Origin of the sequence: Aurantimonas aggregata (assembly GCF_010500835.1) — a bacterium.
Taxonomy (GTDB): domain Bacteria; phylum Pseudomonadota; class Alphaproteobacteria; order Rhizobiales; family Rhizobiaceae; genus Aurantimonas; species Aurantimonas aggregata.
Map to the genome: position 1 here is coordinate 25340 of NZ_JAAAMJ010000007.1, position 14056 is coordinate 39395.

Consider the following 14056-nt stretch of genomic DNA (forward strand, 5'->3'; position numbering starts at 1 on the left):
GAGGGATGCGGGCCGGACGCAGGCTCTTGTTGCATGGATCGGCCGTCAGGCGCGGATCACGGGACGACGGTGATCGTCCCCTTCATGTCCTGGTCGCCTTCCAGTCCTTCGACGTACCACTCGTAGCGGCCCGGGCGAATGGTCTGGAACGACACGCTGATCGTGCCATGGGCGTCGTATTCGAGCCAGGCCGGCGCGCCGGCCATGTGGATCTCGAGGTCTTCGATGACGATCTGGTTCATCCAGACGTTGCGGAAGAAGCCGGGCGCGTTGAACTTGTACTCGACGTCGCCTTCGGACGAGATGTCCCAGCGATAGGCCTGATTGGAGCGCAGGTAGATGTCGTTGTGGCTGACCGCGAAAGGCTCGCCGCCCTGGCCGAGGACCAGCGGCGTGACGATCTGCGAGGAGAGCGTCGCGGCCGGCAGGCCGATCTGGTCGCCGTTGAGGGCGCTCGCCGGCATCATCTCCGAACCGGCGGGAATGTTCAGTTGGTCGGCCGTCGGCACCATCGCGGCGCGGTCGCTGCCGGCATCGTCATCATCATCGTCGTCGTCATCATCGTCTTCGTCCGCGGCCGCGGCCGCGGCGGGGGTGCCGCCGGCGGCATCCTGCGCGGACGCGACGGTGATCGGCGCAAAGGCGAGCGTCGCCGCCATCAGCGAGAGCCAGAGTGGTTTCATGGGTGAAGTCCTCCCTTCCATTGGGTAAAATGTCGAGGGCAGCCCCGCCTCCCGGGACTGCCGCAATCTCAGCTGTCCGGCGTGACGGCGACGCCCCAGGGCTCCTGGCCGACCTGCACCGACTTGATCACCTCGCCGGCATCCACGTCGACGATCGAGATGTCGTTGGAGATGCCGTTGGTGGTGAACAGGTGCTTCTGGTCGGGCGAGAAGGCGAGCTGCCAGACGCGCTGGCCGACGAGGAGATAGTCGAGCACCTCGTAGGTGTTCGCGTCCACGACGGCGACGCGGTTGGCAGGTCCGAGCGCCACGTACGCCTTGGTGCCGTCGTCGGTGATGCGCACGCCGACCGGCTGGATCGCCTCGGGCCGGATGCCCTGGATCTCGAACGTGACCTTGTGCTTGATCTCCTTGGTCTCGGCGTCGATGACGCTGACCGTGCCGCCGATCTCGGCGCTGACCCAGATCTCGGAACCGTCCGCCTTGTACTGGGCGAAGCGAGGCCGCGAATCGACCAGCACGTTGGCGGTGATCTGCTGGCTGTCGCGGTCGATGAAGTGGGCCATGTTCGTCGTTTCCGACGTGTTCACGATGGTCTGGCCGTCGGGCGAGATGCCCATGCCCTCGGGCTCGACGCCGACCGGGATCTCGGCGAGGCGGGTGCCGGTCTCCAGATCGATCGCGGTGACGAGATTGTCGTCCTCGTTCGCGGCATAGAGGCGGGTGCCGTCCGGCGAGACCACCAGCAGCTCGGGATCGGGGCCGGAAGGCAGGGTGCGGATGAACTCGTAGGTCTCGGTGTCGTAGACCTGGATCGTGTCGTTGTCGCTGGCGCAGATATAGAGGTGCTTGCCGTCCGGGCTGACCGCGATGCCGCGGGGCCGCTGGCCGACGGCGAAGGTCTCGATGACCTCGAAATTCTCCGAGTCGAGCACGGTGATGTCGTTGCCCTTCTCGTTGGATACGAAGATCTTGTAGGCGAAAGCGGGACTCGCCGATAAGGCAAGGGTCGCGGCAAGGGCCGCAATCGTCAGTCGTCTCAATTCATCCTCCCGGCGGGATCGGTGATCCCGTCTCCTGAAAACCTCCCGGCAGGATGCCGACAAGCCAGACCTTGCAACGAACGAGCCGCCGTCGGCCCCGTTCGATATGCCCGCATCGCCTCGCAGAGTGAAGGCGCGTTGCGAGCCATCGACAAGCCGGCGTCGGCTGATCGGCTCTGCCGCCCTCCCGCCCGACATCCGGTGCCCACCGTGTCGGGCCCGCCGCGATCCTGACGATCCGGCGAAGCGACCCGGCCGCCCCCGACCCCGCTGCCTTTGGGAGGGGCAGGAGGCCGGGAAACGACCGTTGCGCGAAGCTAGCCCGGATAAATCAGCGCGGACAACGGGATAAGTTCCCTTCTTCCTTGCTGGCCGGCGCTTACGGCGTTTCGCGGCCGAGCATCCGCCCGCCTTTTGTCTCCAGCGCAAAGCGGACGAGATCGGAGGTGCGCTCGACGCCGAGCTTCTCCTTCATGCGGGTGGAGGTGTTGGCGATGGTCTTGTAGGCGACGCCGAGCCCGTCGGCGATGTCGGCGAGGCTCTTGCCCTCGCCCAGCATGTGCAGGATCTGCAGCTCGCGCCGCGACAGGTCGCGCGCCCCGCCGCCATGTGCCTCGTGCTCGGCCATCATCGCGGCGGTTTCGGTGTCGACATAGGCGATGCCCTCGTACGCCTTCTCGATCGCCACCAGCAATTCGTCCGACGGCGCGCTCTTCGACACGTAGCCAAGCGCCCCGTCGCGCTGGGCGGACACGGCGTAGACGATGTCGGAATACATCGAGAAGACGACGACGCGGGCCTTCGGATCGTCGGCGCGCAGCCGCCGCAGCGCGTCGAGGCCGCTGCCATTCTTCAAATTGATGTCGAGCACGACGACGTCCGGGCGGAAGCGCCGGAATGCCGCCAGCGCCTCCGAGGGGCTCTCGGCCTCGGCGATCTCGATGGCTGGCAGCACCTCGACGAGCCGGCGCACCCCATCGCGCACCACGGTGTGATCATCGACGATCAGGATCTTCATGCCGCTCTTTCCCCTTCATCTGCCGCGTCGTCCGCGGCGGCGCGATCGCCCAGCGGCACGTTCCCCGTCAGCCGGACCCCCGGCGGCAACGCCACCTGCGAGACGGCGAGTTCGCCGCCGGCCGCCTCGAGGCGCTCGCGCATGCCGATCAGGCCGAAGCCGCCCACCGGGCCGCCCGCGGGCAGGCCGCCGCCGTCGTCGACGATCTCGAAGCACAGACGCCCGTCCTTCGGCGCGACCCGCACCGCGATGCGCGTCGGGTGGCCGTGCCGCAGGGCATTGTTGACCGCCTCGCGGATCACCCGCTGCAGCAGGGTCTCCGTCGCCCCGCCCCAGTCGCCGTCGGCGATGTCGGCGACGAAGGCGACCTCGGGATGCCGGCGGGCGAGCTCCTCCAGCATGGTCTCCACCGCGACCTTCAGGCCGAGACCGGGCAGGAGGCCGGGGCGCAGGTCGCCGAGAATCCGCCGGACCTCGCGCCTCGCACGGTGCGCCGCCTGCTTGATCGCCTCGGCGCGCTCGGCGAGCGGCGCTTGCGTCCCGTCGCGCCTGGCCAGCCGTGCAATCGCCGATGCATCAACGTCGATGGCGAAGAGCAGCGGCCCGACCTCGTCGTGCAGGTCGCGGGCGAGGTCAGCGCGCTCCTCATCCTGCAGCCGCAGCAATTGTTCCGAAAGGCGGCGGTTGCGGGCGGATACCTCGTCGAGCTGGTTCGACATCTTGTTGAAGCCGGCGGCCAAAGCGCGCATTTCCGGCGGCCCGAAGGCCTCCACCGCGGTGCCGTAGTCGCCCTTGCCGATGCGGCCGAACCCGGCCTGGATCGAATCCAGCGGGCGAAGCGACCGATCGGCGACGACCCAGACGGCGACGAAGGCGATCAGCACGAACAGGCTGAGGATGGCAAAGCCGACCGACAATTCGGTCCAGGTATCGGCCAGTTCGTTGCGCGGGTCGATCGAGACGACCGCCCCGGTCATCGGCAGGGCGCTGCCCGACAGGGGCATGACGGTCACGGAGGGATCCGGGGCAAGGAGCTGCACGAACCAGGAAGGCAGGGCGCCGCCGTCCTGCGCCGGCAGCGAGAAACTGCGGACGGCGCCGGTCGCGTCGATCAGCATGATCTGGACGTGGCGATCGCCGTTGAAGGCGCGCACGAAGCTCGCCAGCTTGCCCGGCACGTCGCGCGAGGCCGGCAGCTCGGCGATCAGCTGCGCGACGCGGTTGGAGGCGACGCTGCGCGCCGCGGTCAGTTCGGCGGCGATGTTCTCCGTCGCCAGCCGGAAGGTCAGCACGCTGCCGATCGCCAGGATGACGAGGAAGGCGATGGTCAGCGTGACGGCGAGGCGGGCTTTGAGGGACACGGGAGCGCGGCGGCCAATCCTGTTGCGACGAGTTGCGGGGGCGGGGCTCGGCGCGCCGCGACCCATTCTCGCACGCCGAAAAGCGCCGTGCGACCCGCTCCCGTCAAGTCCCTGGCCGGGCGGCCCGAGGCTTCGGCTAGTCGTCGAAGCTGCACTCGGTCTCGGGCTCGTCGACGCCGAGCGTGTCGAGTTCGGAGACCTGGTGCAGGAAGCCCTCCTGCGGCGAGGCCGAGACCACCGAATCCTCGGTGCCGAGCAGGATGGGCTGGCGCAGCTGCCAGTCCCAGTTGCGGAAGGTCAGGCGCTGGCCCTTGAAGGCGGCGATGGCGAAATCCTCGCCCTTGATGAATTCGGCGAGCGCCGCGGGGTCGGTCGACTGCGTCCGCGACGCGGCCTCGCCGATCACCCGGATCGCCGTCCAGACCTGCATGTCCTTCGACTGCATGCGCCGCTCGGCCATGTCCTCGAAGCGGTTCTGGATCTGCGCGCCGCCCCACTGCTCGCTGGCCGGATGCCACGAGCCGGCGGTGAGGCCCGCGGTGCCGGCGACCGGCCGCGGCACCCAGTTGCGCCAGGGGACGTAGGTGCCGAACACCTCGCTCTCGTCGGCGACGAGCAGCACGTCGTGATCCGGCAGATCCTGCAGGAACACCGGGATCTGGCGCTGCACCAGCGCCTGGCCGGAATCGGTGGCGCGCGCACCGCCCGCGTCCTCGAAGATCTTCTCGCCGACGATCGTCCCGCCGAACTTTGTCGCCGATTTCTTCATCGCTTCGGCGAAGAGCTGGTCGCCCTCGTGCTCGCCTGCGACGAGCGCCCAGTTCCGCCACTGCTTCCACATCAGATACTGGGCGATGCCGTCGGTCAGCATGGCGCGGGACGGTGCGGTGTGCAGCAAGTTGGCCCGGCAGGCCTCGCCGCGCAGCCGGTCGTCGAGCGACCCGGCGTTGAACACCAGCGTGTCGGTCTCGCCCGCCAGCTCGGCGACGGCCAGCGTGTCGTCGGCGGACAGGTCGGTGACGATGTACTGTAGACCGTCCGCCAGCATCTGGCGCGCCGCGGCCGCGGCGTCGTCGCCCGGTGCCAGCGTGACGACCTCGAGCTCGAATTGCTGGCCCATGAACGAGCCGGTGGTGTTGTTGTCGGCGATAGCGAGATTGGCGCCGGCAAGGCCGATGTCCTCCGGCGGGATGTCGAGCACCGACAGGGCCAAGGTGCGCTCGTAGGTGCGCAGGAACCCGATCCGCACCGACTGCATCTGGTTCTGGCCGGGCGTGGTCGCGGTAGCACCTGCCGCCGGCGCGGTATCCTGGGCGAGACCCGGCATCGGCGCCAGCATCGCGGCACCGAGAAGCAGGGATCCGAACGTGTTTCTGAGCATCGCGTGCAAGGCACTTCCTCCCGGGGCGACGCCTCCCAGCGTAAGCCCTTCTTACAAAATCGTCTTTGCTCCCCGTCATCCTTCACGCTAAGTCTGCCCGGTCGAACGGTGGGCCGTGCGTAGAGGAGGACCGGGATGATCGAATTCCTATTGTGTCGCGGAGCCCACCGCGGAAGACAAGCACGACTTTTTCCCGTTGTTGTTCTCGCCGTTCTCTTCGCCGGTCCGGCTTTCGCCGCCGACAGGACGGTGGCGGTGTTCGATTTCGAGCTGATCGATTCCAGTCTCGAAGGCTCGATGATGGGCGAGAATCCGGCGGAGCAGGCGCGGCTCGCGACCATGGCGCCGCGGCTGCGCGACGACATCGGCGGGCTCGACGGCTACACGATCGTCGACATCGCGCCGGTGCGCGACAAGGCGCTGTCGCACCATCTGGAGAGCTGCGGCAACTGCGCGCTGAGCTTCGCCAGGGAAGTCGGCGCCGAGATCGCCGTCACCGGATCGGTGCAGAAGGTCTCGAACCTGATCCTCAACATCAACGCCTATGCCTTCGACGTCGAGACCGGCCGGCCGCTCGCCCGCGGCAGCGCCGACATCCGCTCCAACAGCGACGAGAGCTGGCGGCGCGGGCTCGCCTATCTCTGGGAGAACGTTCTCGCCGGGCAGCTCGAGGACGCGCGTTGATCCGGCTGCTGGCCAGCGTCACCGGGCCGGAGGAAGCGGCTATCGTCATCGAAGGGGGGGCCGATTTCGTCGACCTCAAGGACCCGCGCCTCGGCGCATTGGGTGCGGCGACGCCGGCGGTGCTGGACGCGACGCTGCGCGCCGTCGCCGGGCGGCGTCCGGTCTCGGCGGTGGCGGGCGACCTGCCGATGGAGCCGGACATCGTCGTGCGCGAGGTGACCGCGCGGCTGGCGGCGGACTACGTGAAGATCGGGCTGTTTCCGGCAAGCCGGGAGGCGCGGAGTGCCGTCATCGAGGCGCTGCGGCCGCTGGCCAAGCGCACCCGCCTGATCGCCGTGTTCTTCGCCGATGGTGACCCGGATTTCGCGCTCCTCCCGCTGCTGGCCGAGGCCGGTTTCGCCGGGGCTATGATCGACACGCTGGGCAAGTCGAGCGGCCGGCTGACCGCCTCGCTCTCGCCGGCCAAGCTCGGGGAGTTCGTGCGGCGGACGCGCGAACTGGGGCTGATGAGCGGGCTCGCCGGCTCGCTCGAGCCGCCGGACGTGGCGCGGCTTGCCGTCCTCAAGCCCGATTATCTCGGCTTTCGCGGTGCGCTGACGGAGGGGCCGCGCGACGGGCCGGTGACGCTGGCGGCGGTGCAGGCGATCCGCGCGTTGATCCCGGTGGAGGGGAGCGCCGGTGGCGAACCAACCGCGGTGGGCGCGGGCGACAGCATCTTCGTGCGCGATTTCGACCTGGCGCTGGAGATCGGCGCCTATGGCCACGAGCGCGGGCGGAAGCAGCTTGTGCGGTTCTCGGTCGAGGCGGAGATCGACCCGATCGCGCCCGATGCCCGGTCGATCGGCGGGGTCTATTCCTACGACGTCATCATCGACGCGATCCGCGCTTTGGCGGAAAGCGGCCATACCGATCTCGTCGAGACGCTGGCGCTCGAACTCGCGCGGACGATCCTCGCCGACGCCCGCGTACGCGAGGTGACCGTCCGGGTCGAGAAGCTGGAACTCGGGCCACGGTCCGTCGGCGTCGAGATCACCCGACGGCGCGAGGCGGGCGACGCGCCTCGAGCCTGATTCTCCGGCAGGTTGCGGCGCCCGGGCCTTTACGTTTCCGCAACGGGATCGATTTGTTTCCTGAAGCCAGGAAGCGGCCGGGACAGGTCGCCGTGGATGCATGCCGACCGGCGTGCCAGGGAAACGCGACAGGGAAGGGCGAGGGCATGAAGGATATCGTGGTCGTGAAATTCGGCGGCAGCTGCGTCGCCTCTCCCGATCTCGCGCGCTGGGTCAGGGCGGTGGAGAAGGCGCGCATTCCCGTCGTGATCGTTCCCGGCGGCGGGCCTTTCGCCAACACCGTCCGCCGCTACCAGCAGCGCATCGGCTACGACGACGAAGCGGCGCACGAAATGGCGATCCTTGCCATGGAGCAATTCGGCTGCGCCTTGGCCAGTATCGGCACCCGCATGGTGAGGGCGGGCACGACCGAGGCCATCTTCGCGGCCCTTTCGGACGGCAAGATCCCGGTCTGGATGCCGCGCGACATGGTGCTCGCCGATCCGGCGATCCCGAAGGACTGGTGCGTCACCTCCGACAGCCTTGCGGCCTGGCTGGCCGGCCGGCTGGAAGGCGCGCGCCTCTGCCTCGTCAAGCAGATCGACGTGCCGGACAGCGCCACGGTGGACGCGCTGGTCGGCGCGCATCTCGTCGACGAGTGTTTCGCCAGGCTGCTGGAACCGGTTACGCCGGTGTATTTCGCCGGCCCGGCCGATCTGGCCTCGGCCGGGCTGCGGCTGGAAGAGGGCGAGGTGCCCGGCCAATGCGTGGCAGGCCAGCCTGCGGCGGTTCCGGCTCTGGCCGGATGAGGCGTCACGGAGGGAGGCCGAAAGCCATATTCGCGCGACGCGGCGCGCCGATCCGCGCACCCGGCTTTCCATCGGCGCCCGGATGGTCGACATAGCCGGCATGGCGACGGAACGACTGCTCTTTGTCACCGGGCATCTGGCCCGGCCCCGGCTCGAACGGGTGCTGACCGGCCTCGGCGAAACCGCGTTCGCCTGGGCGATCGCCGATATCGGCGTGAAGGTCGCGGCGCTCGCCACCGGCGAGATCATCGAGCGGCGCCTGAAGCGGCCGGTCGAGGCGGACCGCGTCATCCTGCCCGGCCGCTGCCGCGCCGATCTCGACCAGCTGGCGGCGAGCTTCGGCGTGCCGTTCGTGCGCGGGCCGGACGAGCTCGCCGACCTGCCGGCCTTTCTCGGCCGCAAGGGCACGCCGCCGGACCTGTCGCGCCACGACATGCGGATCTTCGCGGAGATCGTCGACGCGTCCGCGCTGTCGGTCGACGAGATCGTCCGCCGGGCCGAACCCATGCGGGCCGCCGGTGCCGACGTGATCGATCTCGGCTGCCTGCCCGACACGCCGTTCGCGCATCTGGAGGCGTCCGTGCAGGCGCTTAAGGCGGCGGGGCACCGCGTCAGTGTCGATTCCGCCAATCCGGACGAGCTGTCGCGCGGCAACCGCGCCGGGGCGGACTTCCTGCTGAGCCTCACCGAGGAGACGCTGTCGATTGCCCGCGACGGCAACGCCGTGCCGATCCTGGTGCCGGCGAGGCCGCACGACTTTGCCTCGCTGGAACGGGCGATCGGCAAGGCTCGCGACATGGGCATCGACTTCATCGCCGACCCGATCCTCGACCCGATCCATTTCGGCTTTGCCGCCTCGCTGGTGCGCTATCACCGGCTGCGCGAATCCTTCCCGGATGTCGAAATCCTGATGGGGACGGGCAACCTCACCGAGCTCACCGACGCCGACACGTCGGGGATCACCGCGACCCTGCTCGGCATCTGCTCGGAACTGTCGATCCGCAACCTCCTCGTCGTGCATGTCAGCCCGCACACGCGGGCGACGGTGGAGGAGCACGACGCGGCGCGCCGGATGATGTTCGCCGCGCGCGAGGATGGCGCGCTGCCGCGCGGCTATTCGGCGGCGCTGCTGCAGGTCCACGACCTGAAGCCGTTTGCGGTGACTCCGGCCGAACTCGTCGAGCAGGCCGCGACCATCAAGGACCGCAACTACCGGATCGAGACGGCCGAGGACGGGATTCATCTCTACAATCGCGACGGCCACTTCATCGAGACCGACGCCTTCGAGTTCTTCCCGCACCTGGAGGTGGAGAACGATACCGGTCATGCCTTCTATCTCGGGGCGGAGTTGCAGAAGGCCGAGATCGCCTGGCGCCTCGGCAAGCGCTACGCGCAGGACACGGCGCTCGACTTCGGCGCCGCGGCGCCGCCGCGCGAGGACGACCGCACCCGGCTGGAAGCCGCCGGCCATACGCTGAAGGCGAAGAAGCCGCCCGCCTGAGCGGCCGGTCGTCCAGGACAACTCAGACAGCAGAGAGCCCGCGATGCCCCTTATCCGCGAGACCATCCTCACCACGATCTCGGACGACGGCGCGGTCCACATCGCGCCGCTCGGCATCATAGAGGACGGCGACCACTGGATCATCGCGCCGTTCCGCCCGTCGACGACGCTCGCCAATATCGAGGCGACGGGGATCGCCGTGGTCAACTACACCGACGAGGCGAAGATCTTCGCCGGCTGCCTGACCGGGCGCCGCGACTGGCCGCTCGCGGCGGTGCCGGATTGCCGCGTGCCGCGGCTGGAGGCGGCGCTGTCGCACGACGTGCTCGAAGTGGTCTCGGTGAAGGAGGACGCGACGCGGCCGCGCTTTTCCTGCCGGGTGGCGGCCTCCGGCCAGCACCGGCCGTTCCAGGGCATGAACCGCGCCAAGGCGGCGGTGCTGGAGGCGGCGATCCTGGTCAGTCGGCTGCATATGCTGCCGGCCGAGAAGATCGAGGACGAGATCGCGTATCTCAAGATCGCCATCGACAAGACCGCCGGCCCCGACGAGGAACAGGCCTGGTACTGGCTGCTGGAGAAGGTGATCGACCATCTGGCGAGGGTGGAGGGGGAGGGCTGAGCTTCCAGCCCCCGACGCCGCGAGCTTGCCAGATCGCACGCCTCAGCAGTGAACACAGCGTCGCAGCGTCGAACCAATCCCGCTCCTGCTCGTTGATCCCCTGATTTCGAACCGTTCCAGACTGGCGCCGCGCGGGCCGGTCACCGGGACGATGGGACAGGGGACTTCACAGTGATCAATCTCACCATCAACGGCACCGAGCACCAGCTCGACGTGGACGTCAGGACGACGCTGCTCGATGCGCTGCGCGACCATCTGGCGCTGACCGGGACGAAGAAGGGCTGCGACCACGGCCAGTGCGGCGCCTGCACGGTGCTGGTCGACGGGCGGCGGATCAATTCCTGCCTGACGCTGGCGGTGATGCACGAGGGCGACGCGATCACCACGATCGAGGGGCTCGGCACGCCGGGCAACCTCAACCCGATGCAGGAGGCCTTCCTGCATCATGACGGCTTCCAGTGCGGCTACTGCACGCCCGGCCAGATCGTCTCGGCGACCGGCATGCTGGACGAGGTCGGCAAGGGCTGGCCGAGCAATGTCAGCGCCAGCCTCGACGGCGGCGCCGAACTCTCCGACGAAGAGATCTCCGAGCGGATGAGCGGCAATCTCTGCCGCTGCTCGGCCTATCCGAACATCGTCGACGCCATCCGGACGGCCAGCGGCAAGGCCGCCAAGACGGGGGAATCGGCATGAAATCCTTCGAGTACAACCGCGCCGCCGACGTCTCCGACGCCGTCCGCCTCTCCGGCACCACGATGGGACGGTTCATCGCCGGGGGCACCAATCTCCTCGACCTGATGAAGCTGGAAGTCGAGACGCCAGACGGGCTGATCGACATCAGCCGCCTGCCGCTGAAGGACATCACGGTCGAAGACGACGGCCGATTGCGGATCGGGGCGATGGTCGCCAATTCCGATCTCGCCGCCGACGAGCGCGTGCGCCGCGACTATCCGGTGCTGTCGCGGGCGCTTCTCGCCGGCGCCTCCGGGCAACTGCGCAACAAGGCGACGACCGGCGGCAATTTGCTGCAGCGCACTCGCTGCTATTATTTCTATGACACGACGGCGCCCTGCAACAAGCGCGAGCCGGGCTCCGGCTGTGGCGCCATCGGCGGCTTCAATCGCATCCACGCGATCCTCGGCGCCAGCGACAAGTGCATCGCCACGCATCCGTCCGACATGGCGGTGGCGATGCGCGCGCTCGGCGCGACGGTCGAGACGCGCAAGACCGACGGCTCGACCGCGGAAGTCCCGATCGAGGATTTCCACCGGCTGCCGGACGAGACGCCGGAGATCGAGACCAATCTCGAGCCGGGCGAGCTGATCACCGCGGTCCTGCTGCCGAAGCCTGTCGGCGGCGTGCAGCTCTACCGCAAGGTGCGCGACCGGGCGTCCTACGCCTTCGCGCTCGTCTCGGTGGCGGCGGTCATCCGCATGGACGGCGGCAAGATCGCCGAAGCAAGCTTGGCGTTCGGGGGGCTCGCCCACAAGCCATGGCGCGATGCGGCGGTGGAAGCTGCACTGGTCGGCCAGACGCCATCGAAGGCGCTTTTCGCCAAGGCTGCCGACATCCTCCTGAAGGATGCCACGGGCCAGGGCGAGAACGATTTCAAGATTCCGCTGACGCGGCGCACGCTCGCTGCCGTGCTGCGCGAAGCGACCACCGAGGGAGCGACCGCATGAACACCCATGTGATGGACAAGGCGATCGGCGAGACCCGTCTCGACCGCGACACGCAGGGCGTCATCGGCAAGCCCGCCGACCGCTATGAGGGGCCGTTGAAGGTGACGGGCACGGCGCCTTACGCCTACGAGCACCTGAAGGGCGAGGAGGTCGGTTACGGCTTCGTCGTCACGGCCGGCATCGGCAAGGGCAAGATCGTCTCGGTGGATACGCTGGCGGCACTTTCGGCGCCGGGCGTGCTGGCGGTGGTCGACGGCGACAAGATCCTGCGTGCATCGGCGCAGCCGATGAGCCCGGCGGCGCAGACGATCAACGGCGAGGTCTTCCATTACGGCCAGCCGGTGGCACTGGTCGTCGCGAAGAGCTTCGAGGCCGCCCGCCATGCCGCCAAGCTGGTGACCATCGAATACGAGCCGACCGAGGGACGTTACGACCTCGCCAAGGTGCAGCATACCGGCGTGCCGTCACAGCGGGGCGTCATGCCCTCGGACACCGGGCGCGGCGATTTCGAGAAAGCGTTCGAAGCGGCTGAGGTGAAGTTCGACCAGACCTACACGACGCCCAGCCAGCATTCGGCGGCGATGGAGCCGCAGGCCACGGTCGCCAAGTGGGACGGTGACCAGCTGACGGTGTGGTCGTCCTGCCAGCTGCTGGAGACCAACGTCCAGCAGATCGCGAGCGGTGTCGGCGTGCCGGTCAAGAATGTCCGGCTGCTCAGCCCCTATATTGGCGGCGGCTTCGGCAACAAGCTCGGCATCGGACCCGACGGCGTGCTGGCGGCGCTCGGCGCCAAGGCGGCCGGCCGGCCGGTCAAGCTGGCGCTGACGCGGCAGACGGTGTTCCAGGCGACGTCGCGCCGTTCGGAGACCATCCAGCGGATCCGCATCGGTACCACCAAGGCGGGACAGATCACCGCCTTCGCCCACGAGACCTGGGCGGCCAATTCCCCCGGCAACGGCTTCTTCGAGCCGGCCGGCGTTTCCAGCGTGTTCCTTTATGCCGGCAAGGATCGCAAGATCACCCACCGGCTGTGCGAGACGGACGTGCTGATGACGTCGGCGGTTCGCGCGCCGGGCGAGGCTGTCGGCATGCTGGCGCTGGAGAATGCCATGGACGAGATGGCGGAAAAACTGGGTCTCGACCCGGTGGCTTTCCGGCGAATGAACGAGCCGGATGTCATGCCGCAGGACGATCTGCCGTTCTCCTCGCGCATGCTCGTCGAGTGCTACGCCGAGGGCGCCAGGCTGTTCGGCTGGGACAAGCGGCCCGCCAAGCCCGGCACCGTTCGCGATGGCGAATGGCTGATCGGCTACGGCATGGCGTCGGCGTCGCGGGCGAACTCGCTGATGAAATCGTCGGCGGAAGTCGAGCTGTCGCCGGACGGTCGCGCCACGGTGCGCACCGCCATGACCGACATCGGCACCGGCACCTACACGATCCTGCAGCAGATCGCCGGCGAGATGCTCGGCCTGCCGCTCGATCGGGTCGACGTCGTGCTCGGCGACACGTCGCTGCCGGCTTCGTCCGGCTCGGGCGGCTCATGGGGTGCCAACAGCGCCGGCTCCTCGGTCTATGTCGCCTGCGAAGAGCTGATCGGCACGCTGGCCAAGCGGCTCGGCGTCGACGCGGACGGGCTGACGCTGAAGGACGGCTTCGCCATCGCCGGCAACCGGCAGATCCCGTATGCGGAGATTCTCGCCGGCGAAAGCCTGTCGGCAACCGGCACGATCGAGCCGGGCAAGACCTCCAAGTCGCACCACCAGGCGAGCTATGGCGCGCATTTCTGCGAAGTGGCGGTCAATTCCGTCACCGGCGAAACGCGCGTTCGGCGGCTCCTGACGGTCGCGGCGGCGGGTCGGATCCTCAACGAGAAGACCGCCAAGTCGCAGTGCTATGGCGGCCAGATCTGGGGCATCGGCTCGGCGCTGACCGAGGAGCTGGTGACGGACAAGCGCACCGGTCTCCTGGTCAATCACGACCTCGCCGAGTACCACGTGCCGGTCAATCTCGACATTCCCCAGCTCGAGGTGGTGCTGCTGGAAGAGCGCGACCCGCATGCAAGCCCGCTGGCCGGCAAGGGCATCGGCGAACTGGCGCTGGCCGGCGTCGGCGCCGCCGTGACCAACGCGATCTACAATGCGTGCGGCGCACGGGTGCGGAGCTACCCGATGACGCTCGACAAGGTACTCGCCGGCATGCCCGACGAGATTGCCGACGCTGCATGAC

General features: G+C 68.5%; 13 protein-coding genes. 8 read left to right on the top strand and 5 right to left on the bottom strand.

The features are described from left to right. Positions 1-56: 56 nt before the first annotated feature. From GTW51_RS11155 to GTW51_RS11175, 5 genes are all read right to left on the bottom strand, one after another. Positions 57-683 (bottom strand): hypothetical protein, encoded by a 627-nt coding sequence (locus tag GTW51_RS11155; RefSeq protein WP_246232984.1) that lies wholly within the window; start codon positions 681-683, stop codon positions 57-59. 68 nt (positions 684-751) lie between these two features. Continuing rightward, complete coding sequence (locus GTW51_RS11160; protein ID WP_163044004.1) at positions 752-1726, bottom strand: YVTN family beta-propeller repeat protein; 975 nt, start codon at positions 1724-1726, stop codon at positions 752-754. Positions 1727-2105: 379 nt separating this feature from the next. After that, positions 2106-2744: a response regulator transcription factor gene (locus tag GTW51_RS11165; RefSeq protein ID WP_163044005.1), complete on the bottom strand. Its 639-nt coding sequence runs from the start codon at positions 2742-2744 to the stop codon at positions 2106-2108. Beyond that, positions 2741-4105 carry a histidine kinase gene (locus GTW51_RS11170; RefSeq protein ID WP_163044006.1) on the bottom strand — a complete coding sequence of 455 codons (1365 nt, stop codon included), beginning with the start codon at positions 4103-4105 and terminating at the stop codon, positions 2741-2743. Before GTW51_RS11170 ends, GTW51_RS11165 begins: the two co-directional genes overlap by 4 nt. Before the next feature lie 136 nt (positions 4106-4241). After that, positions 4242-5444 (bottom strand): ABC transporter substrate-binding protein, encoded by a 1203-nt coding sequence (locus GTW51_RS11175; protein ID WP_425483246.1) that lies wholly within the window; start codon positions 5442-5444, stop codon positions 4242-4244. A gap of 297 nt (positions 5445-5741) precedes the next feature. Between GTW51_RS11175 and GTW51_RS11180 the strand changes: the two genes are divergently transcribed. The 8 genes from GTW51_RS11180 (at position 5742) to GTW51_RS11215 (ending at position 14055) form a co-directional block, all read left to right on the top strand. After that, positions 5742-6170 carry a DUF3280 domain-containing protein gene (locus tag GTW51_RS11180; protein WP_343033997.1) on the top strand — a complete coding sequence of 143 codons (429 nt, stop codon included), beginning with the start codon at positions 5742-5744 and terminating at the stop codon, positions 6168-6170. After that, positions 6167-7240: a (5-formylfuran-3-yl)methyl phosphate synthase gene (locus GTW51_RS11185; protein WP_163044009.1), complete on the top strand. Its 1074-nt coding sequence runs from the start codon at positions 6167-6169 to the stop codon at positions 7238-7240. Before GTW51_RS11180 ends, GTW51_RS11185 begins: the two co-directional genes overlap by 4 nt. Before the next feature lie 146 nt (positions 7241-7386). Next, a complete protein-coding gene (locus GTW51_RS11190) occupies positions 7387-8028 on the top strand; it encodes an amino acid kinase family protein (protein ID WP_163044010.1) in 642 nt (213 codons plus the stop codon). An 82-nt stretch (positions 8029-8110) separates the two neighbouring features. Further along, positions 8111-9529, top strand: a complete 1419-nt coding sequence (locus tag GTW51_RS11195) for a DUF6513 domain-containing protein (protein WP_246232986.1) — start codon at positions 8111-8113, stop codon at positions 9527-9529. A gap of 43 nt (positions 9530-9572) precedes the next feature. Then, positions 9573-10148 carry a DUF447 domain-containing protein gene (locus GTW51_RS11200; RefSeq protein WP_163044011.1) on the top strand — a complete coding sequence of 192 codons (576 nt, stop codon included), beginning with the start codon at positions 9573-9575 and terminating at the stop codon, positions 10146-10148. Positions 10149-10319: 171 nt separating this feature from the next. Next, on the top strand, positions 10320-10841 hold the full coding sequence (locus GTW51_RS11205; protein WP_343033998.1) for a 2Fe-2S iron-sulfur cluster-binding protein: 522 nt from the start codon (positions 10320-10322) through the stop codon (positions 10839-10841). Beyond that, positions 10838-11830, top strand: a complete 993-nt coding sequence (locus GTW51_RS11210) for an FAD binding domain-containing protein (protein ID WP_163044012.1) — start codon at positions 10838-10840, stop codon at positions 11828-11830. Before GTW51_RS11205 ends, GTW51_RS11210 begins: the two co-directional genes overlap by 4 nt. Beyond that, on the top strand, positions 11827-14055 hold the full coding sequence (locus GTW51_RS11215; protein ID WP_163044013.1) for a xanthine dehydrogenase family protein molybdopterin-binding subunit: 2229 nt from the start codon (positions 11827-11829) through the stop codon (positions 14053-14055). Before GTW51_RS11210 ends, GTW51_RS11215 begins: the two co-directional genes overlap by 4 nt. Position 14056: the final 1 nt, after the last annotated feature.

What these genes read in the sequence shown, in the direction of transcription:
- GTW51_RS11155 (WP_246232984.1), bottom strand. Translation starts at nt 683, where the DNA reads ATGAAACCACTCTGGCTCTCGCTGATGGCGGCGACGCTCGCCTTTGCG.
- GTW51_RS11165 (WP_163044005.1), bottom strand. Translation starts at nt 2,744, where the DNA reads ATGAAGATCCTGATCGTCGATGATCACACCGTGGTGCGCGATGGGGTG.
- GTW51_RS11175 (WP_425483246.1), bottom strand. Translation starts at nt 5,444, where the DNA reads ATGCTGGCGCCGATGCCGGGTCTCGCCCAGGATACCGCGCCGGCGGCA.
- GTW51_RS11190 (WP_163044010.1), top strand. Translation starts at nt 7,387, where the DNA reads ATGAAGGATATCGTGGTCGTGAAATTCGGCGGCAGCTGCGTCGCCTCT.
- GTW51_RS11195 (WP_246232986.1), top strand. Translation starts at nt 8,111, where the DNA reads ATGGTCGACATAGCCGGCATGGCGACGGAACGACTGCTCTTTGTCACC.
- GTW51_RS11200 (WP_163044011.1), top strand. Translation starts at nt 9,573, where the DNA reads ATGCCCCTTATCCGCGAGACCATCCTCACCACGATCTCGGACGACGGC.
- GTW51_RS11210 (WP_163044012.1), top strand. Translation starts at nt 10,838, where the DNA reads ATGAAATCCTTCGAGTACAACCGCGCCGCCGACGTCTCCGACGCCGTC.
- GTW51_RS11215 (WP_163044013.1), top strand. Translation starts at nt 11,827, where the DNA reads ATGAACACCCATGTGATGGACAAGGCGATCGGCGAGACCCGTCTCGAC.